The organism is Streptomyces sp. NPDC028305, from assembly GCF_055569495.1.
This window is the reverse complement of record NZ_JBVHTN010000011.1, coordinates 366,279-386,007: the sequence shown is the minus strand read 5'-3', so window position 1 is coordinate 386,007 and position 19,729 is coordinate 366,279. Positions and strand designations below refer to the sequence as shown.

Below are 19,729 nucleotides of genomic sequence, written 5' to 3'. Positions count from 1 at the left end.
ATGTCATTTCCCCTGCTGACGGTCACGGCCGCGGTGCCCGCGCTGGGCGCGGTCGCCACCGCCGCCGTGCCCGCCGCCAAGCGCGCCGCCGCCAAGTGGGTGGCCCTGGGCTTCTCGCTGGCCACGCTCGTCCTGGCGGCGATCGTGCTGGTGCGCTTCGACCCGGACGGCGCCCACTTCCAGCTCACCGAGTCCCACGCCTGGATCAAGGACTTCGGCGTGCGCTACGAGCTGGGGGTGGACGGCATCGCGGTCGCGCTGATCGCGCTGACCGCGCTCCTGATCCCCTTCATCATCCTGGCCGGGTGGCATGACGCCGACCCGCTGGAAGAGGCCGACCCCAACCGCCGCTGGCGGCCCACCCAGGGTTTCTTCGCCCTGATCCTCATGGTCGAGGCGATGGTGGTGATCTCCTTCGAGGCCACTGACGTCTTCCTCTTCTATATCTTCTTCGAAGCCATGCTGATCCCGATGTACTTCCTCATCGGCGGCTTCGGGGACGGGGCCGGGGGACGGTCCGAGGAGGAGACGGCCACCCAGCGCTCGTACGCCGCCGTCAAGTTCCTGCTCTACAACCTGGCGGGCGGCCTGATCATGCTGGCCGCGGTGGTCGGCCTGTATGTGGTCACCGCCGATGACCTGGGCGCCGGCACCTTCTCGCTCCAGCAGATCACCGACGCCCGGGCCAGCGGCACGCTGGACATCGCGACCAGCACCGAGCGGCTGCTGTTCCTCGGCTTCTTCTTCGCGTTCGCCGTGAAGGCGCCGCTGTGGCCGCTGCACACCTGGCTGCCCAACGCGATGGGGGAGGCGACGTCCCCCGTGGCCGTGCTGATCACCGCGGTGGTCGACAAGGTCGGCACCTTCGCGATGCTCCGCTTCTGCCTCCAGCTCTTCCCGGAGGCCAGCAAGTGGGCCACGCCGGTGATCCTCGTCCTCGCCCTGATCAGCATCATCTACGGGGCGCTGCTCGCGGTCGGCCAGCGGGACATCAAGCGGCTGATCGCGTATGCCTCGATCTCCCACTTCGGCTTCATCATTCTGGGCATCTTCGCCATGACGACGCAGGGCCAGGGCGGAGCCACCCTGTACATGGTCAACCACGGCATCTCGACCGCCGCGCTGATGCTGGTGGCCGGATTCCTGATCACCCGGCGCGGTTCGCGGCTCATCGCCGACTACGGCGGGGTGCAGAAGGTCGCCCCGGTGCTCGCCGGCACGTTCCTGATCGGCGGTCTGGCCACCCTGTCGCTGCCCGGTCTGGCCCCGTTCATCAGCGAATTCCTGGTCCTGGTCGGCACGTTCAGCCGCTATCCGGCGCTCGGCATCATCGCGACCGTCGGCATCGTGCTGGCCGCGCTGTACGTCCTGGTGCTGTACCAGCGCACCATGACCGGCCCGGTGAAGCCCGAGGTGCGGGGCATGCCCGATCTCAAGGTGCGCGAGCTGGTGGTGGTGGCGCCGCTGATCGCGCTGCTGCTCTTCCTCGGCGTCTACCCGAAGCCGCTGACCGACATCGTGAACCCGGCGGTCGATCACACGCTGTCCGTGGTGGACAAGAAGGATCCCAAGCCCGATCACCCCGTCACTGACGCGGGCTGGTTCAGCTACAGCCCGATGCACGACGGTGCTTCCGGAGGTGCCAAGTGAGCCACGCGGCCACTGTCCACAGCCTGTGGACGACAGCGGCGGTGTCGCCCCCCGACAAGATCCCCACGCCGCACATCGAGTACGGCCAGCTGGCGCCCACCCTGATCGTCCTCGGTGCCGCGATCGTCGGCGTGCTGATCGAGGCGCTGCTGCCGCGCCGCCACCGCTATGCGGCCCAGCTCTTTGTATCCGTGGTCGCCCTGGCCGCCGCCTTCGCCGCGGTCCTGGGCCTGGCGGCCGGGGACTACGGCACGAGCAAGGCGCGCATCGCGGCCATGGGCGCCATCGCGGTCGACGGCCCCGCGCTCTTCCTGGAGGGCACGATCCTCCTGGTCGCGCTGGTCGCGGTCTTCACTTTCGCCGAGCGGCGGCTCGACCCGGCGGCACACGGCAACCGCGTCGACTCCTTTGCCGCGCAGGCGGCCGCCGTCCCTGGCGGAGACGCCGAAAAAGCCGCGGTCAAGGCGGGGTTCACCACCACCGAGGTCTTCCCGCTGCTCCTCTTCGCGGTGGGCGGCATGCTCATCTTCCCCGCCGCCAACGACCTGCTGACGCTCTTCGTCGCGCTGGAGGTCTTCTCGCTCCCGCTGTATGTGCTGTGCGCGCTCGCCCGGCGCCATCGCATGCTCTCGCAGGAGGCCGCCGTCAAGTACTTCCTGCTCGGCGCCTTCTCGTCCGCCTTCCTGCTCTTCGGGATCGCGCTGCTGTACGGCTACGCGGGCACCGTCACCTACGGGGGCATCGCCGATGTGGTCGACGGCACGGTCCGCAATGTCACCCCGGCGCTCGCCGGGACCATGGGCAATGACGCGCTGCTGCTCATCGGTGGCGCGATGGTGCTGATGGGCCTGCTGTTCAAGATCGGCGCCGTCCCCTTCCATATGTGGACCCCGGACGTCTACCAGGGCGCCCCGACCCCGGTCACCGGCTTCATGGCGGCGGCGACCAAGGTCGCGGCGTTCGGCGCGCTGCTGCGTCTGCTGTATGTCGTCCTGCCGGGGCTGCGCTGGGACTGGCGGCCGGTGATGTGGGGCGTCGCGATCGTCACCATGCTGGGCGGCGCGATCGTGGCGGTGACCCAGACCGATGTGAAGCGGCTGCTGGCCTACTCCTCGATCGCCCACGCCGGCTTCATCCTGGCCGGTGTCATCGCCACGACGCCCGAGGGGATCTCCTCGGTCCTCTTCTACCTCGCCGCGTACTCCTTTGTGACCCTGGGCGCGTTCTCCGTGGTCACCCTGGTCCGCGACGCGGGCGGCGAGGCCACCCATCTGTCCAAGTGGGCCGGGCTCGGCCGCCGTTCGCCCCTGGTGGCCGCGGTCTTCGCGGTCTTCCTGCTGGCCTTTGCCGGGATCCCCCTGACGAGTGGTTTCGCGGGGAAGTTCGCGGTCTTCAAGGCGGCGGCGGACGGGGGCGCTGGGCCGCTGGTGGTGATCGGTGTGATCTCCTCGGCGATCGCGGCGTTCTTCTACATCCGGGTGATCGTGCTGATGTTCTTCAGCGAGCCGCGGACCGAGGGCCCGTCGGTCGCGGTGCCGTCCCCGCTGACCTCGGCGGCGATCGCGATCGGCGTCGCGGTGACGATCGTGCTCGGTGTCGCCCCGCAGTACTTCCTCGATCTGGCGGGCCAGGCGGGGGTCTTTGTGCGCTGAGCCGGCCGCTGTCTTCCGCGGCCGCTCGGCGGCCGTCCGCCCGGTCCCCGCGTGGGGCCGGGCGGACGTGGATCAGGGCCGCGCGGTCAGCCGCCGGTGATGCCGCCCACGCTCTCCAGGCCGGGGATGTCGGTCGGGAAGCCGGTGGGGATGTCGGCGGGCGTGGTCACCTTGGTGAAGGTGTCGTTCATGCCGGCGTCCCAGTCGACCGCGAGGGACTTGCCGTCCGCGCTCGCCTTCACCGAACCCATGGTGCGGTCGGTGTTGCCGTCGGCGCACGTGAGCATCAGCATCTTGTTCGCGGCGCCTGTGTCGGTGTACTTACCGGTACAGCTGTGCTTGCCCGCGACCAGGACCGCCGTGCTGCCGTTGATGGACAGGACCATCGCCTCGCCGTCGGACTTGGACATATAGACCCCGGCCGCGTCGCCGCCCGCGCCCCCCTCCGCCGGGGCGCTCGACTGCTCGGCCGACGGGGCCTTCTTGGACGGGTCCGACTTGCTGTCGCCCCCGTCGCTGTCGCTGCCGCACCCGGCCACCAGCAGGACGGCCGCGGCCGCCGCACCGGCGATGCGCACTGCCTTGATCACGTGTTTCTCCTCGGTTGTCAGGACGGGAACACGACAAGCTAGCAGCCGCTCACGGTGTGGACGGGGCGACGCAACCGGTTACTTCCCCGAGTGCGACACGGCTGTTATCGGGGCCGGGGGCCCAGGCCGTGAGGGTCACCTCGTCGCCGTCCTCCAGGAACGTCCGCTCGCCGCCGGGCAGTCGCAGCGGGTCGCGGCCGGACCAGGTCAACTCCAGCAGACAGCCGCGCTGGTGCGGCTCGGGGCCGCTGACGGTGCCGGAGGCGAAGAGGTCGCCGGTGCGCAGCGAGGCGCCGTTGACCGTCATATGGGCGAGCTGCTGGGCGGCCGTCCAGTACATGGCCGCGAAGGGCGGGTGCGAGACGGGGTGGCCGTTGACGGCGACCTCGATGCGCAGGTCGAGGCCGCCCGGCTCGGCGGCGGAGTCGTCGAGGTAGGGGAGGAGCGGGACGTCGCGGCCGGGCGGGGCGGTGCGGGCGGCGGCGAGGGCGTCCAGCGGGGTGATCCAGGCGGCTACGGAAGTGGCGAAGGACTTGCCGAGGAAGGGGCCGAGCGGGCGGTACTCCCAGCTCTGGATGTCGCGCGCGGACCAGTCGTTGAGCAGACAGACACCGAAGACGTGGTCGTGGAACCCGGAGAGCGGCACCGGTGTATTGAAGGGTGAAGGGGTACCGACGACGAAGGCGACCTCCGCCTCGAAGTCGAGCCGGAGCGAGGGGCCGAACGGGGGGAGTGCGGAATGACCAGGCGCGCCGAGCTGGCCGTGGGGGCGCACGACGGGCGTGCCGGAGACCACGACCGTGCCCGCGCGCCCGTGGTAGCCGATGGGCATGTGCTTCCAGTTGGGGGTGAGCGGCTCGCCGTCCGGGCGGAAGATCCGGCCCACATTGGAGGCGTGGTGCTCGCTGGCATAGAAGTCGACGTAGTCGGCGACCTCGAAGGGCAGATGGAGCGTGACGGTGGTGAGGGGTCGCAGAAGGGGCTCGATCGTGGGCCGGTGCACCGGCTCGGTCAGCCAGGCGCGCAGCTCTTCTCGTACGGCCCGCCAGACCGGACGGCCCGCGGCCATCAGCGGGTTGAGCGTCGGTTGGCCGAGCAGCGCGGCGTGCGGGGAGCCCACGGCGGCCGCGGCGGCGCCCGCGTCCAGCACATGGTCGCCGTAGCGGACCCCGATTCTGCGCAGGTCGGGTGCGTCGGATGGGGTGAAGACGCCATAGGGGAGGTTGTGCGGGCCGAAGGGATCGTGAGGGGGGAGGTCGAGCGGGCTCTGCTGTGGCATGGGGCTGCCTCGCCTTCTCGTCGTCGCCGGGGGTTGCCGGGATCGCCGGGCCACACCCTATGGGGCCCGAGCCTGAGGGGAGGAGTGTGCCGACTACCACCTAAACAGATGACAATGTCCGGATAGTTGTTGCTCTGGTCGTCAATTTCCCAGTAGCGTCCTTCACCGGGTCACGCACAGTGGGGGGCCACTGCGCCGCGGTGACCGAGGGGGGCTCGTGGCGAGCAGTGACATGCCGTTCGAGGTGGACCGCGCGGTGCCCGGTCTGATCGTGAAGATCGGCGGCTATCCGCTGCACCACGGGGGCGTCGGCGCCATCCGGTCCCTGGGCCGGCTGGGCATCCCGATGTACGCCGTCACCGAGGACTGTCTGACCCCGGCCGCGCTCTCGCGCTATCTGGAGCGCGCCTTCGTCTGGCCGACCACCGGCAAGGAGCGGCCGGAGCGGCTGGTGGAGGGGCTGCTGCGGATCGGGCGGGCGATCGGGCGGGCGACCGTCCTGGTGCCGACGGACGAGGAGGCTGCGGTGCTGATCGCCGAGCACGCCGACACCCTCGCCGGGGAGGGCCGCTTCCTCTTCCCGCGTGCCGAGCCGGGGCTGCCGAGGCGGCTGGCCAGCAAGCAGGGGCTGCATGAGCTGTGTCTGGAACACGGTGTGCCCACCCCGGCCGCGGCGTTTCCCGACTCGTACGCCGACGTCCGGGAGTTCGCGGCGACCGCGCGCTTCCCGGTGGTCGCCAAGAACCGGGAGGCGTTCGAGCGGCGCAGGAGGCCGGCGGTCGGCGGCACCACGCGGATCGCGGGCCCGCGTGAGCTGCTGGCGCTGGCGGCCGGGTGGGGGCCGCGGCCCGGGGTGATCCTTCAGGAGTATCTGCCGAGAGAGGAGGCCGAGGACTGGATCGTCCACGCGTACGTCGATGTGGAGAGCGTGCCGCTGGCGCTGTTCACCGGGGTCAAGGTGCGGTCCTGGCCGCCGCACGCGGGCATGACGGCCTGTGCCTACGCGGTGGACAACGCCGAGCTCGCGGAGCTGGCCGCCCAGTTCATCAGACGGATCGGCTTCTCGGGGATCGTCGATCTGGACTGGCGCTTCGACCGTCGGGACGGGCGGTACAAACTGCTCGACTTCAACCCCCGGATGGGCGCGCAGTTCCGGCTCTTCGAGAGCGAGGCGGGGATCGACGTGGTGCGCGCCCAGCACCTGGATCTGACGGGGCGCAAGGTCCCGGAGGCCGAACAACGGGCGGACCGGCGGTTCATGGTCGAGAACATCGACCTGCCCGCGCTGCTCGCCTACCGCCGCGGCGGCTACACCACACCGCACGCGCCCGCCCGTGCGAGTGCGACCGAGCTGGCGTGGGCCGCGCGGGACGACATGAAGCCGTTCTTCACGATGCTGGCGCGCATGGTGCGGCCCGGCGCGGTCCATCTGTACCAGCGGTGGCGCGCCACGAACAGGACGTCTCGGGGAGGGGACTTGTGAACGATCCGATAGTGGTCATCGGGGCCGGTCCGTACGGCCTGTCGGCGGCCGCCCATCTGCGGTCGCGTGGGCTGCCGGTCCGCGTCTTCGGAACACCGATGGTGAGCTGGCGTGAGCACATGCCGGCCGGAATGCTGCTCAAATCCACCCCGGTCGCCTCGAATATCGATGCGCCGCAGGTGGGGCACACCCTGCTCGACTTCTGCCGCGCCGAGGGCGGCAGGCGCTATGAGTCGGACTGGGACATCATCCCCGTGGAGGCCTTCGCGCGATACGGGCTGTGGTTCCAGGAGCGGCTGGTGCCGGAGCTGGAGCGGGTGCGGGTGGTGTCGGCCGACCGGCGGGGCGGCCGCTTCGAGCTGAAGCTGGACTCCGGGGAGCAGTTCGCCGCGCGCGCCGTGGTGGTCGCCAGCGGGCTGGCCGGGCTCGCCCATCTGCCCGCCGAGTTCGCCGCCGCCGTTCCTGACGGTCCCTCGCCCACGGGGCCCGTCTCGCACAGCTCGCAACACCGCGACCTGGCGAGTTTCGCCGGGCGTGAGGTGGTGGTGGTCGGGGCCGGGCAGTCGGCGCTGGAGTCCGCGGTGCTGCTGGCCGAGGCGGGCGCCGCGTCCGTGCGGGTGGTGGCGCGGGGGAAGCGGGCCGTGGCGTTCGGGGCGCCGCCGGACCGGCAGCCGCGGCTGCGCCCCGAGTCGCCCTTCGGGCGCGCCTGGTCGCTGTACGCGCTCTCGTACTACGCCGGGGCCTTCCGGCGGCTGCCCGCGCCGGCGCGGCGCTATCTGGTGCGCACGGTGCTGGGGCCGCTGGGCGCCTGGTGGCTGCGGGAGCGCTTCGCGGGGCGGGTGCAGGTCACCCAGGGGCAGCGGGTCGCCCGGGTGGAGGTGGAGAGCGGCGGGCGGGTGGCGCTCGCCCTGCGCGGCGGCGGGCGCGCCGGAGAGCTGGCCGTGGACCATGTGCTGGCCGCGACCGGCTACCGGATGAATGTGGCGGCGCTGGGCTTCCTCGGGCCCGAGCTGCGGGCCGAGGTGGTGACCCGCGCCGGAGGGCCGCTGCTGGACGTGGGCTACTGCTCCTCCGTACCGGGGCTGTACTTCACCGGGCTGCCCGCGGCGGCGAGCTTCGGGCCGGTCATGCGGTTCGTCTGCGGCACGGAGTACGCCTCGCCCCGGCTGGCCAAGGCGGTGGCCATGGCTCATGGATGACCTGTCGGTCCGGGGCGTCAACCGCCGGTGTCACAGCCGAACACGGGTTGACCGACCGTCGATCGGTGATAGACCCACGGTCGATCACTGAAAGATCGTGGACCGGAGCACGATTGATCTGCCGTTGATCGCGGAAAAAGTCGGGGGGAGCGGGTCGGCAGGGCGCGGAAGTGATAGCTCGCACAAGGCGGGAAGGCGCCCATGGTGATCGATAGCCGACCGGATACGCTGCCACTAGTGGAGACAGCGACACATCGACATTGCGTGTGACCGCAGGCAGACAGGAGCACCCCGTGAGCGTCGTCGGGCCCTTCGGGCTGAGCGTGCGGGACCGGTCTCTCGAAGCCGATACCCAGGCCGGGCTGACAGCCGTCGAAGACGGGCTGCTGGAGGCCACGAAGAGCGACGTGCCGTTCATCACCGAGGCCGCCCAGCACCTCATGCGGGCGGGCGGCAAGCGGTTCCGGCCGCTGCTGGTGCTGCTCGCCGCGCAGTTCGGCGACCCGTACGCGCCCGGGGTGGTGCCCTCGGCCGTCGTCGTCGAGCTGACCCACCTGGCGACGCTCTATCACGACGACGTCATGGACGAGGCGGACGTCCGCCGGGGGGTGGCCAGCGCCAACGCCCGCTGGGGCAACTCGGTGGCGGTCCTCACCGGTGACTTCCTGTTCGCCCGCGCCTCGCACATCCTGGCCGACCTGGGCCCGGAGGCGGTGCGGATCCAGGCCGAGGCGTTCGAGCGGCTGGTGACCGGGCAGATCCTGGAGACGGCCGGGCCGCGCGGCGGCCGTGACCCGATCGAGCACTACCTGGACGTGCTCGCGGGCAAGACGGGCTCGCTGGTCGCGGTCTCCGGCCGATTCGGCGCGATGATGTCGGGGGCCGACGAGTCCGTCGTCTCCATCCTCACCCAGTACGGCGAGCGGCTGGGCATCGCCTTCCAGCTGGCGGACGATGTGCTGGACATCGCCAGCGACAGCCATGAGTCGGGCAAGACCCCCGGCACCGATCTGCGGGAGGGCGTCGCCACCCTCCCCGTGCTCCATCTGCGGGCGCAGGCGGAGGCGTCCGGCTCGGCCGAGGACCGCGAGCTGTGCGAGCTGCTGACCGGCGACCTCGGCGACGACGGGCTGCTCGGCGAGGTGCTGCGGCGGCTGCGCGCCCACCCGGCGCTGGAGCAGGCCCGCAGGGACACGCTCCGCTATGCGGCGGAGGCCCGGGCGATGCTGGCGCCGCTGCCCGAGGGGTCGGCGAAGGCCGCGCTCGAGGGGCTGTGCGACGCGGTGGTGCACCGGGCCGGCTGACCCCGACTCCGCGGTGGGCCCCCGGGTTTCCCCTGACAGTGCGCTCCCCGGCGTCCGACTTGCGGGGCACCGGTGTCCTACCTCAGCCGTATCCGAAGGTGATCCTGTCGGCTGACGCGCGGGGACTGCCGATTTGGTGGGATTGAGGGACCACCACATGGCGGTATCGGGTGACAATGGCCCGAGAGGTGGACGAGTGCGAGGCTGACAACCGCCGCCGACGACGGAGGTAGAGCACATATGGCACGGATCCGACCGACACAGGTCGCCGACGACGGTTTCTGGGACGAGGATCGACCGAAAGGGCGCCATAAAGCCGTCCGGTACGCCGTGCCGGTGGCGGTGGCGGGAATCGCGGCGGCGACGATCGGGCTGGTCCCGGCCCTCGCCAGCACCGGGGACCCCGATCTGCCGAAGATCACCGCGGAGGAGCTGATCAGCAAGATCGCCGCATCGGACGCCGAGCAGCTGTCCGGCTCGGTGAAGATCACGACCGATCTGGGCATACCGTCCCTGCCCGGCGGCGGCTCGCTCGCCGACCTCGCGGGCGGGCAGCACGGCGACGGCGGCGCGGCGGCCTCGCCGGATGCCAAGCTCATCGAGCTCGCGTCCGGCTCGCACACCCTGCGGGTGGCCGCCGACGGCCCGGAGCGGCAGCGGGTCTCGATCATCGAGAAGGCCGCCGAGTACAGCGTCATCCACAACGGTGACGAGGTGTGGGCGTACAACAGCGCCGACAACTCCGTCTACCACGCCAAGTCCCCCGAGCGGTCAGCCAAGGGCGACCACCGGCGGGATCTGCCCGAGGACCTGAGCGGCCTCACCCCCCAGAAGGCCGCCGAGAAGGCGCTCGCCGCGGTGGACGACACGACCGAGGTCAAGGTCGACGGCACCGCGCGGGTCGCCGGGCGGGACGCCTACCAGCTGCTGATACGTCCCAAGCAGAGCGACGCGGCCCATTCGACGGTTGGATCCATCCGTATCGCCGTGGACGCGGACAACGGCGTGCCGCTGAAGTTCACCCTGGAGCCCAGGAGCGGTGGCAAGGCGGCGATCGACGTGGCCTTCACCCAGGTGGACTTCGGCAAGCCCAAGGCGAGCACCTTCGACTTCACCCCGCCCAAGGGCGCCAAGGTCACCGAGGAGAGCCGCACCGGGCACAAGGCCGAGGCCAAGGCCAAGGACAAGGCGAAGGAGAAGGGCCTCCAAGAGCTGTCCGGGCTGAATGTGGTCGGCAAGGGCTGGGACTCGGTGGCGCGGCTGGACCTCCCCGGCGGTCTGCCCGCCGGCGCGAGCGGCGGGGGCGGCCCCAGCGAGTTCCTCGGCGGCCTGGGCAAGAAGGTCAAGGGGGACTTCGGCTCCGGCACGGTGCTCAGCACCCGCCTGGTCAACGCCTTGATCACCGATGACGGCAAGGTCTTCGTCGGCGCGGTGGACAAGAGTGCCCTGATCGACGCCGCCGACGCGGCCAAGTGACCGCCTGACGAAAGGGGAGCCCGTGGAGGAGCCGTCCGCCGAGGACACGGCCGGGGCGGCCGGGGTGCCGCCCGCCCGGGCGGTGCCGGACGCCCGCGCCGTGCCGGACGCCGCGGTCGAGACCCGCGGGCTCACCAAGCGTTACCGAGGCGGACAGCTCGCCGTCGACGCGCTCGACCTGACCGTGCCGCGCGGCAGCGTCTTCGGCTTCCTCGGGCCCAACGGCTCGGGGAAGACGACGACGATCCGCATGCTCATGGGCCTGATCGAGCCCACCGCCGGAAGAGCCCGGCTGCTCGGCGCGCCCATGCCGCGGGCCGCCCGCAGCGTGCTGCCCAGGGTCGGGGCCCTCATCGAGGGCCCCGCCCTGTACTCGTTTCTGAACGGCCGGGACAATCTGATCCGCCTCGACGCCGCCGACCCCACCGCGGATCCGCGCACCCGGGCCGCGCGGGTCTCGACGGCCCTGGAGCGGGTGGGGCTGACGGCCGCGGCGCGCAAGAAGGCCCGCGCCTATTCCCTCGGGATGAAGCAGCGCCTGGGCCTGGCCGCGGCGCTGCTCCAGCCACGCGAGCTCCTCGTCCTCGACGAGCCGACGAACGGCCTCGACCCGCAGGGCATGCGGGAGATCCGCACGCTGGTGCGCGAGCTGGCCGACGACGGCACCACCGTCTTTCTCTCCTCCCACCTCCTCGACGAGATCGAGCAGGTGTGCACCCACGCGGCGGTCATGGCCCAGGGCCGGCTGATCGTCCAGGGCACCGTGGCCGAGCTGGCGGCAGGCAGCCGCGGTCGGCTGTCCGTCACCACCCCGGACCCCGCGGACGCGGTCCGCGTCCTGAAGGAACACGGGGTGACGGACCTCGTGGTCCTGGACGAGCGCGTCACGGGCGAGCTGCCCACGACCGGGCCGGCGCCGCTCGACCTCGCGGACCTCAACGCCGCCCTCGTCCACGCCGGGGTGCGGGTCCGGGCCTTCGGCGCCGAGCGGGCCTCGCTCGAGGACGCCTTTGTCGCACTGACCGGGGAGGGCTTCGATGTCGCGGGCTGAGGCGAGCGTGAGCGAGGGAGCGGGCCCGGCGAAGCCCGGCGGCCCGGCGCCCGTGGGGCAGGCCCGGCGGCCGAGCCCGCTGTGGACGCTGGCCCTGTTCCGCAGCGAGCTGGGCACCACCTTCCGCCGCTGGCGGACCATCGCCCTGCTCGGCGTGCTGGCGGCCGTCCCGGTCCTGGTCGGCATCGCGGTGAAGATCGAGACGAGCGACGGCGGTTCGTTCGGCGAGGGGCGCGGGGGAGACGGCCAGGGCCCCGCCTTCTTCTCCCAGATCACCAACAACGGCATCTTCCTGGTCTTCGCCTCGCTGGCCGCCACGCTTCCGGTCTTTCTGCCGATGGCCATCGGGGTGATCGCCGGTGACTCCATCGCGGGCGAGGCGGGCTCCGGGACGCTGCGCTATCTGCTGGTCGCCCCGGCCGGGCGGACCCGTCTCCTGCTCGCCAAGTTCACCACTGTGATGGCCTTCTGCCTGGTCGCCACGGTCGTGGTGGCCGCCGCCGGACTGGCGACCGGGGCGCTGCTCTTCCCCCTCGGCGATGTCACGCTGATCTCGGGCACCACCGTCTCGTTCACGGAGGGGCTGGTCCGGGCGCTGGCGGTGGCGGGCGTCGTGGCGTACTCCGTCATCGGCATCGCGACGGTGGGGCTGTTCATCTCGACCCTGACCAGCAGCGGGATAGCGGCCATGGCGGCGACCGTCGGTCTGCTGGTCACCGTGCAGATCCTGGACACCATCCCGCAATTGCACGCGATCCAGCCCTATCTGTTCCCGCACTACTGGCTGTCCTTCGCGGACGTTCTCCGGGAACCGGTCTATTGGGATCAGCTCACCAAGAACTTCGGCCTACAGGCGCTCTACGTGGCGATATTCGGCTCGGCGGCCTGGGCGCGATTCACCGCGAAGGACATCACCGCCTGAACGCCTGAACGCCTGAACGCCTGAACCCGGCCCGGCAGCGGTGCCATGAGCGGCGCCGCTGCCGGGGTGCCGAGCGTCGGCGTCAGCTGCTGAGGGTCCAGATGGCATAGGCGATGGCGTCGCTGTTGCGGTCCAGGGCCGTGTCGTTGACGTTGGCCGTGGTGTCGCAGGACCGGTGGTAGCAGCGGTCGAACGCCTGGCCCGAGGTGCCGCCCCACTTCTGCGCCTGGGCGGCGGTCTTGGTGGTCTCGGCGCCGCTGAACAGCCCGCCCACCGGCACGCCCACGTTCTTGAACGGCGCGTGGTCGGAGCGCCCGTCGCCCTCCGTCTCGATCTCGGTGGGCACGCCCTTCGTCGCGAAGAAGTCCTTGAACACGGACTCGAGCCGGGTGTCGTCGTCATAGACGAAGTAGCCGGGGTTGGGCGAGCCGATCATGTCGAAGTTGAGATACGAGTCGATCTTCGCGCGATTCGCGGTCGACAGGCTGTTCACGTAGTACCGCGAGCCCACCATCCCCAGCTCCTCGGCGCCCCACCAGCCGAACCGCAGGTGCTTGGTGGGCTTCAGCCCCGCCCGGGAGACGGCGAGCGCGGTCTCCAGCACGCCCGCGGAGCCCGAGCCGTTGTCGTTGATGCCGGGGCCCGCCGTGACGGAGTCCAGATGGGAGCCCGCGAACACCACGTTGTCGGTGTCGCCGCCGGGCCAGTCGGCGATGAGGTTGTAGCCGGTGGCGCCGCCGGAGGTGAACTGCTGCACGGTGGTGGTGAACCCGGCCGCGTCGAGCTTGGCCTTGATGTAGTCGAGCGAGGCCTTGTAGCCGGGGCGGCCATGGGCGCGGTTGCCGCTGTTGGCGGTGGCTATGGACTGGAGCTGGCTCAAGTGGGCCTTGACATTGGCGACCGGGATGTCGGGCGCGGCGAGGACGGCCGCGGCCGCGGGGGCCGGGGCCGGTCCTGCGGGGGACAGCTGCGCGGCGGGCGCCGCCGTGGCCAGGGTCGCGACGACCGCGCCGGCCGCCGTGACGGAGATGGCGGCGCGGCGTATCAGGGATCTTCCGGATGACGACATGGGGGGCTCCGAATTCCGAACGAGGACAGGACGGAATGAACGTGACGCTGCGTGGTGCACGCACCCGGTGGGGCGGGGGAGCGCTGAAGCGGTGGCACGGTATGGCGGTGGCACGTGGTGCGGAGTGTCGCAAAGGCAGATGCTCCGGCCCCGGCTGATACCGCGTCAAGGGCGGAAACCGGACAGTACGGGCCGCATATCGGTCCCGTCGCGAACCGGTTCGCCATATCCCGGCCCGGCGTCTCCCGGCCCCGCCGTATCCCGGTCCCGGAGCCGTGAGGGCTCAGCCGAGGACGGGGTCCTCGGCCGTGTCGCCGTTCCGCTTCGCCGTGGCGGCGCGCGCGGCGGCCTCGTGCAGCTGGGCGCGCGCCCGGCGGGCCGTGCGCAGCGCGTCCCAGATGAGCAGCGCGAGCGCGAGCCATACGAGGGCGAAGCCCGCCCATCGCTCGGGCGGCATGGACTCATGGAAGACGGCGACGCCGAGCGCGAACTGGAAGATCGGGGCGATGTACTGGAGCATCCCGATCGTCGACAGCGGCAGCCGCACGGCTGCCGTCCCGAAGCAGATCAGCGGCACCGCCGTGATCAGCCCGCTGCTCACCAGCAGCGCCGAGTGCCCGGCGCCCTCGCTGCCGAAGGTGCTCTCGCCGCTCGCCGTCAGGAAGATCACGAAGCCGAGCGCGGGCAGGAACTGGACGGCCGTCTCGGCGGCGAGCGACTCCAGGCCGCCCAGGCCGATCCGCTTCTTGACCAGGCCGTAGGTGGCGAAGGAGAAGGCGAGCGTGAGCGCGATCCAGGGCAGCGTGCCGTAGCCGATCGACAGGACGGCCACGGCGGCCACGCCGACGCCGACCGCCGCCCACTGCGCCGGCCGCAGCCGCTCGCGCAGCAGCACGACGCCGAAGCCGATGCTGACCAGGGGATTGATGAAGTAGCCGAGCGAGGTCTCCACGACATGGCCGCTGTTGACGCCCCAGATGTACAGGCCCCAGTTGACGGAGATGACGGCCGCGGCGATCGCGATCATCCCCAGCCGCGCGGGCTGGCGCAGCAGCGGGGGTATCCAGGACCAGCGGCGCATGACGAGCAGGATGAGCACGACGGCCAGCAGCGACCACACCATGCGGTGGGCGAGGATCTCGACGGCCCCGGTGGGCTCCAGCAGCGGCCAGAACAGGGGCACCAGGCCCCACATGCCGTAGGCGGCCATTCCGTAGGCGAGTCCGCTGCGGTGCTGCTGGCTCTGCGGCGTCACATGTCCTCCCCGACGGCACGGCGACGCGTCGAACGTAGCGCCGAAGCGGCCCGCCTGTCATCTCCGTATCGCCATACGGTCATGACAGGCGGGCCGCCGTGCCGGGGATCAGCCCTTGAGGGCCGCCGCGATCGAGTCCGCGATGGGGGTGGTCGGCCGGCCGATGAGGCGGGAGAGGTCGCCGGGCGTGGCGGCCAGCAGGCCGCGGGAGATCGCGGCGTCCACGTCCACCAGGATCTCGGCAAACGGCTGGGGAAGGCCGGCGCCGGTGAGGATGGTCTGGTGGGTCTCGGCCGGCACGGGGCCGTACGCGATCTCCTTGCCGGTCTGCTTGGCGACCTCGGCGGCGTACTCCTCGAAGCTCCAGGCGGTGTCGCCGCTGAGCTCGTACGCCTTGCCCTCGTGGCCCTCGCCGGTCAGCACCACCACGGCGGCGTCCGCGTAGTCGGCGCGCGCGGCGGAGGAGACGCGGCCGCCGCCCGCGCTGCCGACGACGGCGCCGTGCTCCAGCACGGGAGCCAACTGCTCGGTGTAGTTCTCGTTGTACCAGCCGTTGCGCAGCAGGACGTACGGCAGACCGGAGGCCTGGATGGCCTGCTCGGTGACCTTGTGCTCGTCGGCCAGCCTGAAGTCGGCCGCGGGGCCGCCGAGGACGCTGGTGTACGCGAGCAGGGCGACGCCCGCCTCCTTGGCGGCGTCGATCACGGCCTGGTGCTGCGGGACGCGCTGCCCGACCTCGCTGCCGGAGATCAACAGCACCTTGTCGCCGGCGGCGAAGGCGCCCTGGAGGGTCTCGGGGCGGCTGTAGTCGGCGATGCGCAGCTGTACGCCGCGCTCCGCCAGGTCGGCCGCCTTTCCGGGGTCCCGCACCACGGCCACGACCTGGTCCGCGGGGACCTTCTCCAGCAGGCCCGCGACGACGAGGCGGCCCAGGTGGCCGGTGGCTCCGGTGACGACGATGCTCATGTCTGTTTTCTCGCTTTCATCCTCTTGGTGTTGTTCTGGGAACCACCTTAATCTCAGCGCTAACTGATGGAAAGTACCCACTTTGAAGTAAGGTACTGGCATGCCGGTGAGTGAGAAGGTCAGCAAGAAGACGCGGGGCGGGCTGACAGTGGGCCCCGATGCCGCCATGTGTCCGTCGAGGCTGGTGCTGGAGCATGTCACCAGCCGCTGGGGTGTCCTCGTCCTCGCCGTGCTGATGGACGGCACCCATCGCTTCAGCGAGGTGCGGCGGGCGATCGGCGGCGTCAGCGAGAAGATGCTCACGCAGACCCTCCAGACCCTGGAGCGGGACGGCTTCGTGCGCCGCGAGGCCCACCCCGTCATTCCGCCGCATGTGGACTACTCGCTGACCGAGCTCGGCGAGGAGGCGGCGCGGCGGGTGGGGGCGCTGGCCCGCTGGACGGAGGAGAAGGTTCCGGAGGTCTTGGCCGCCCGGGAGGCGTACGACGCCGCCAAGGCGCGATAGAAGGCGCGATAAACGGGCGCGATAAACCGGCGCGATAAAAAAACGGGTGCCCACCCGGGGCGTCGTCAGACGCTCCGGGGGGCACCTCCCAGCGGTGGCTGGGGGAGGGCGACCCGCCCGCGTGTACAGGTCAGCCGACGACCGTCCAGGTGTCCTGGCCGGTGAGCAGGGCGCCGAGGTCGCCCTTGCCCTTCCGCTCCACGGCGGCCTCGAGCTGGCCCGCCATCTCGGCCTCGTAGACCGGACGGGTGACATCGCGCAGTACCCCGATGGGGGTGTGGTGCAGCGTGTCGGGGTCGGCGAGGCGGGTCAGCGCGAAGGCGGTGGTCGGGGAGGCGGCGTGGGCGTCGTGGACCAGCACCGCGCCGGTGCCCTCCCGGGTCACATCGATGACCTTGAGGTCGCCGGTGGCCGGGTCGCGGACGACGCCCTTGGAGCCGAGGCCGTCCCCGCCGTCCTCCTCGCTGAACGGCGTGCCGAAGCGGATCGGCTTGCCGTGCTCCAGCCGGATGACGGCCTCCTCCGCCTGCTGCTTGTCCTTGAGGACCTCGAAGGCGCCGTCGTTGAAGATGTTGCAGTTCTGGTAGATCTCCACCAGCGCGGTGCCCGGGTGGGCGGCCGCCTCCCGCAGCACCTGGGTGAGGTGCTTGCGGTCGGAGTCCACGGTGCGGGCGACGAACCCGGCCTCGGCGCCCAGCGCGAGCGAGAGGGGGTTGAAGGGCGCGTCGAGCGAGCCCATCGGCGTGGACTTGGTGATCTTGCCGACCTCGGAGGTCGGGCTGTACTGGCCCTTGGTGAGGCCGTAGATCCGGTTGTTGAAGAGCAGGATCTTCAGGTTGACGTTGCGGCGCAGCGCGTGGATCAGGTGGTTGCCGCCGATGGACAGCGCGTCGCCGTCACCGGTGACCACCCACACCGACAGATCCCGGCGCGAGGCCGCCAGGCCGGTGGCGATGGCGGGAGCGCGGCCGTGGATCGAGTGCATCCCGTAGGTGTTCATGTAGTACGGGAAGCGGGAGGAGCAGCCGATGCCGGAGACGAAGACGATGTTCTCCTTCGCCAGGCCGAGCTCGGGCATGAAGCCCTGGACGGCGGCGAGGACCGCGTAGTCGCCGCAGCCGGGGCACCAGCGCACTTCCTGGTCGGACTTGAAGTCCTTCATGCTCTGCTTCGCGCCGGCCTTCGGCACCAGCGAAAGCGCGTCGACGGAGGACAGCCCTTCCGCGATCGTCTCAGTCATCGATGGCCTCCTTAAGGGCCTTCGCAAGCTGCTCGGCCTTGAATGGCAGCCCCCGCACCTGGGTGAAGGAGCGGGTGTCGACCAGATACTTGGCGCGGAGCAGAGTGGCGAGCTGACCGAGGTTCATCTCGGGCACGACCACCTTGTCGTAGCGGGCCAGGACCTCGCCCAGGTTCGCCGGGAAGGGGTTGAGATGGCGCAGATGGGCCTGGGCGATGGAGTCTCCGGCGGCACGGACCCGGCGCACGGCGGCGGTGATCGGCCCGTAGGTCGAGCCCCAGCCCAGAACCAGGGTGCGGGCGTCGCCGGTGGGGTCGTCCACCGTGAGGTCCGGCACCTCGATGCCGTCGACCTTGGCCTGCCGGATGCGCACCATGTGCTCGTGGTTGGCCGGGTCGTAGGAGATGTTGCCGGTGCCGTCCTGCTTCTCGATGCCGCCGATGCGGTGTTCGAGGCCGGGGGTGCCGGGCACCGCCCAGGGGCGGGCGAGCGTCTCGGGGTCGCGCTTGTACGGCCAGAAGACCTCGGTGCCGTCCTCGAGCGTGTGGTTGGGGCCGGTGGCGAACCGGACCCGCAGATCCGGCAGATCGTCGACGTCCGGCACCCGCCACGGCTCCGACCCGTTGGCCAGATAGCCGTCGGAGAGCAGGAAGACGGGGGTGCGGTAGGTCAGCGCGATGCGCACCGCTTCCAGCGTCGCGTCGAAGCAGTCCGCCGGGGTCTTCGGGGCCACGATCGGCACCGGGGCCTCGCCGTTGCGCCCGTACATCGCCTGCAACAGGTCGGCCTGCTCGGTCTTGGTGGGCAGACCGGTAGACGGGCCGCCCCGCTGGATGTCGATCACCACCAGCGGCAGCTCCAGGCTGACCGCGAGCCCGATGGTCTCCGACTTGAGTGCCACACCGGGGCCGGAGGTGGTGGTCACGGCGAGCGCCCCGCCGAAGGCGGCGCCCAGGGCCGCGCCGATGCCCGCGATCTCGTCCTCGGCCTGGAAGCTGCGCACGCCGAAGTTCTTGTGCCGGGACAGCTCATGCAGGATGTCCGAGGCCGGCGTGATCGGGTACGAGCCCAGGAACAGCGGCAGATCCGCCTGGTGCGAGGCCGCGATCAGCCCGTACGACAGTGCCAGATTGCCGGAGATGTTCCGGTATGTACCCGGCGGGAACGCGGCGGAGGCGGGGGCCACCTCGTAGGAGACCGCGAAGTCCTCCGTCGTCTCGCCGAAGTTCCAGCCGGCCCGGAAGGCGGCCACGTTGGCCTCGGCGATCTGCGGCTTCTTCGCGAACTTCTGGCGCAGGAACTTCTCGGTGCCCTCGGTCGGGCGGTGGTACATCCACGACAGCAGACCGAGCGCGAACATGTTCTTGCTGCGCTCCGCCTCCTTGCGGGACAGCCCGAAGCCCTTGAGTGCCTCGATGGTCAGCGTCGTCAGCGGCACGGGGTGGACGTTGTACCCGTCCAGCGAGCCGTCCTCGAGCGGGCTCTGGTCGTAGCCGACCTTGGCCATCGGACGCTTGGTGAACTCGTCGGTGTTGACGATGATCTCGGCGCCGCGCGGCACATCGCCGAGGTTGGCCTTCAGCGCGGCCGGGTTCATCGCCACCAGTACGTTCGGCGCGTCGCCCGGCGTCAGGATGTCGTGGTCGGCGAAGTGCAGCTGGAAGCTCGACACGCCGGGGAGGGTGCCTGCGGGGGCACGGATCTCGGCCGGGAAGTTCGGCAGCGTGGACAGGTCATTGCCGAATGACGCCGTCTCCGAGGTGAACCGGTCACCCGTGAGCTGCATACCGTCGCCCGAGTCACCAGCGAACCGGATGATCACCCGGTCCAGACGGCGGACCTCTTTACCGCCGTCCGACGCTCGCTGTCCCCCGACGAGCGTCTGCCCGTCCTGCTGATCGGCTGGTTCGGCCTGCTCGGCCGGGCTACTGACCTGGCTGGTCACTGATTCGGACCTCCCTTGAGGCGGCGCTCGTGGACATCGGTGCCGACCGGTTGTCCCACGGCCATCGTACGTCGGTAAGGGTCGCCTTCCCTGACCGGATCGCATAGTGGACGGCCTGACACTGCCTCGTTATGTAGTGAATT

At 70.9% G+C, this 19,729-nt stretch carries 16 protein-coding genes; 9 read left to right on the top strand and 7 right to left on the bottom strand.

Going from position 1 to position 19,729, the window contains the following annotated elements:
• Positions 1-1,650: an NADH-quinone oxidoreductase subunit M gene (locus tag ACZ4WQ_RS41635; protein WP_311726589.1), complete on the top strand. Its 1,650-nt coding sequence runs from the start codon at positions 1-3 to the stop codon at positions 1,648-1,650.
• Positions 1,647-3,302, top strand: coding sequence for an NADH-quinone oxidoreductase subunit NuoN (gene nuoN, locus ACZ4WQ_RS41630; RefSeq protein WP_311726590.1), 1,656 nt, complete (start codon positions 1,647-1,649; stop codon positions 3,300-3,302). The genes ACZ4WQ_RS41635 and nuoN overlap by 4 nt, the downstream gene beginning before the upstream one ends.
• 86 nt (positions 3,303-3,388) lie before the next feature.
• On the opposite strand, the gene ACZ4WQ_RS41625 is transcribed toward nuoN, so the two are convergent.
• Positions 3,389-3,892, bottom strand: coding sequence for a hypothetical protein (locus ACZ4WQ_RS41625; RefSeq protein ID WP_311726591.1), 504 nt, complete (start codon positions 3,890-3,892; stop codon positions 3,389-3,391).
• 49 nt (positions 3,893-3,941) lie between these two features.
• Positions 3,942-5,171 carry a fumarylacetoacetase gene (gene fahA / locus ACZ4WQ_RS41620; protein WP_398377110.1) on the bottom strand — a complete coding sequence of 410 codons (1,230 nt, stop codon included), beginning with the start codon at positions 5,169-5,171 and terminating at the stop codon, positions 3,942-3,944.
• 232 nt (positions 5,172-5,403) lie between these two features.
• Here fahA and ACZ4WQ_RS41615 point away from each other — a divergent pair, with 232 nt between their 5' ends.
• The 6 genes from ACZ4WQ_RS41615 (at position 5,404) to ACZ4WQ_RS41590 (ending at position 12,606) form a co-directional block, all read left to right on the top strand.
• Entirely contained in the window at positions 5,404-6,654 is a 1,251-nt protein-coding gene (locus tag ACZ4WQ_RS41615) for a carboxylate--amine ligase (RefSeq protein ID WP_311726758.1), read from the top strand.
• Complete coding sequence (locus ACZ4WQ_RS41610; protein WP_311726593.1) at positions 6,651-7,853, top strand: FAD-dependent oxidoreductase; 1,203 nt, start codon at positions 6,651-6,653, stop codon at positions 7,851-7,853. The genes ACZ4WQ_RS41615 and ACZ4WQ_RS41610 overlap by 4 nt, the downstream gene beginning before the upstream one ends.
• Before the next feature lie 293 nt (positions 7,854-8,146).
• The gene (locus ACZ4WQ_RS41605; protein ID WP_358844087.1) at positions 8,147-9,157 is read left to right on the top strand and encodes a polyprenyl synthetase family protein; all 1,011 of its coding nucleotides are present in this window, start codon (positions 8,147-8,149) and stop codon (positions 9,155-9,157) included.
• Between the two features lie 240 nt (positions 9,158-9,397).
• Positions 9,398-10,633: an outer membrane lipoprotein carrier protein LolA gene (locus ACZ4WQ_RS41600; RefSeq protein ID WP_398377112.1), complete on the top strand. Its 1,236-nt coding sequence runs from the start codon at positions 9,398-9,400 to the stop codon at positions 10,631-10,633.
• Positions 10,634-10,697: 64 nt separating this feature from the next.
• Entirely contained in the window at positions 10,698-11,684 is a 987-nt protein-coding gene (locus ACZ4WQ_RS41595) for an ABC transporter ATP-binding protein (RefSeq protein WP_394816799.1), read from the top strand.
• The gene (locus tag ACZ4WQ_RS41590; RefSeq protein WP_311726596.1) at positions 11,671-12,606 is read left to right on the top strand and encodes an ABC transporter permease; all 936 of its coding nucleotides are present in this window, start codon (positions 11,671-11,673) and stop codon (positions 12,604-12,606) included. The genes ACZ4WQ_RS41595 and ACZ4WQ_RS41590 overlap by 14 nt, the downstream gene beginning before the upstream one ends.
• 82 nt (positions 12,607-12,688) lie before the next feature.
• Here ACZ4WQ_RS41590 and ACZ4WQ_RS41585 read toward each other — a convergent pair whose 3' ends face one another.
• The 3 genes from ACZ4WQ_RS41585 to ACZ4WQ_RS41575 all read right to left on the bottom strand — a co-directional run bounded on the left by ACZ4WQ_RS41585 (position 12,689) and on the right by ACZ4WQ_RS41575 (position 15,896).
• A complete protein-coding gene (locus tag ACZ4WQ_RS41585) occupies positions 12,689-13,675 on the bottom strand; it encodes a M28 family metallopeptidase (protein WP_311726597.1) in 987 nt (328 codons plus the stop codon).
• A gap of 283 nt (positions 13,676-13,958) precedes the next feature.
• Positions 13,959-14,885 (bottom strand): EamA family transporter RarD, encoded by a 927-nt coding sequence (gene rarD / locus ACZ4WQ_RS41580; RefSeq protein ID WP_398377157.1) that lies wholly within the window; start codon positions 14,883-14,885, stop codon positions 13,959-13,961.
• Between the two features lie 153 nt (positions 14,886-15,038).
• Positions 15,039-15,896 carry an SDR family oxidoreductase gene (locus ACZ4WQ_RS41575; protein ID WP_361187546.1) on the bottom strand — a complete coding sequence of 286 codons (858 nt, stop codon included), beginning with the start codon at positions 15,894-15,896 and terminating at the stop codon, positions 15,039-15,041.
• A 100-nt stretch (positions 15,897-15,996) separates the two neighbouring features.
• Between ACZ4WQ_RS41575 and ACZ4WQ_RS41570 the strand changes: the two genes are divergently transcribed.
• Positions 15,997-16,401 carry a winged helix-turn-helix transcriptional regulator gene (locus tag ACZ4WQ_RS41570; protein WP_398377115.1) on the top strand — a complete coding sequence of 135 codons (405 nt, stop codon included), beginning with the start codon at positions 15,997-15,999 and terminating at the stop codon, positions 16,399-16,401.
• A gap of 130 nt (positions 16,402-16,531) precedes the next feature.
• On the opposite strand, the gene ACZ4WQ_RS41565 is transcribed toward ACZ4WQ_RS41570, so the two are convergent.
• Positions 16,532-17,641, bottom strand: coding sequence for a 2-oxoacid:ferredoxin oxidoreductase subunit beta (locus ACZ4WQ_RS41565; protein ID WP_358844083.1), 1,110 nt, complete (start codon positions 17,639-17,641; stop codon positions 16,532-16,534).
• Positions 17,634-19,586: a 2-oxoacid:acceptor oxidoreductase subunit alpha gene (locus ACZ4WQ_RS41560; protein ID WP_358844082.1), complete on the bottom strand. Its 1,953-nt coding sequence runs from the start codon at positions 19,584-19,586 to the stop codon at positions 17,634-17,636. Before ACZ4WQ_RS41560 ends, ACZ4WQ_RS41565 begins: the two co-directional genes overlap by 8 nt.
• Positions 19,587-19,729: the final 143 nt, after the last annotated feature.

Coding starts and splice junctions, on each gene's coding strand:
- ACZ4WQ_RS41635 (WP_311726589.1), top strand. CDS start 1: ATGTCATTTCCCCTGCTGACGGTCACGGCCGCGGTGCCCGCGCTGGGC.
- fahA (WP_398377110.1), bottom strand. CDS start 5,171: ATGCCACAGCAGAGCCCGCTCGACCTCCCCCCTCACGATCCCTTCGGC.
- ACZ4WQ_RS41615 (WP_311726758.1), top strand. CDS start 5,404: ATGCCGTTCGAGGTGGACCGCGCGGTGCCCGGTCTGATCGTGAAGATC.
- ACZ4WQ_RS41600 (WP_398377112.1), top strand. CDS start 9,398: ATGGCACGGATCCGACCGACACAGGTCGCCGACGACGGTTTCTGGGAC.
- ACZ4WQ_RS41590 (WP_311726596.1), top strand. CDS start 11,671: ATGTCGCGGGCTGAGGCGAGCGTGAGCGAGGGAGCGGGCCCGGCGAAG.
- ACZ4WQ_RS41585 (WP_311726597.1), bottom strand. CDS start 13,675: ATGTCGTCATCCGGAAGATCCCTGATACGCCGCGCCGCCATCTCCGTC.
- rarD (WP_398377157.1), bottom strand. CDS start 14,885: ATGGCCGCCTACGGCATGTGGGGCCTGGTGCCCCTGTTCTGGCCGCTG.
- ACZ4WQ_RS41575 (WP_361187546.1), bottom strand. CDS start 15,896: ATGAGCATCGTCGTCACCGGAGCCACCGGCCACCTGGGCCGCCTCGTC.
- ACZ4WQ_RS41570 (WP_398377115.1), top strand. CDS start 15,997: ATGCCGGTGAGTGAGAAGGTCAGCAAGAAGACGCGGGGCGGGCTGACA.
- ACZ4WQ_RS41565 (WP_358844083.1), bottom strand. CDS start 17,641: ATGACTGAGACGATCGCGGAAGGGCTGTCCTCCGTCGACGCGCTTTCG.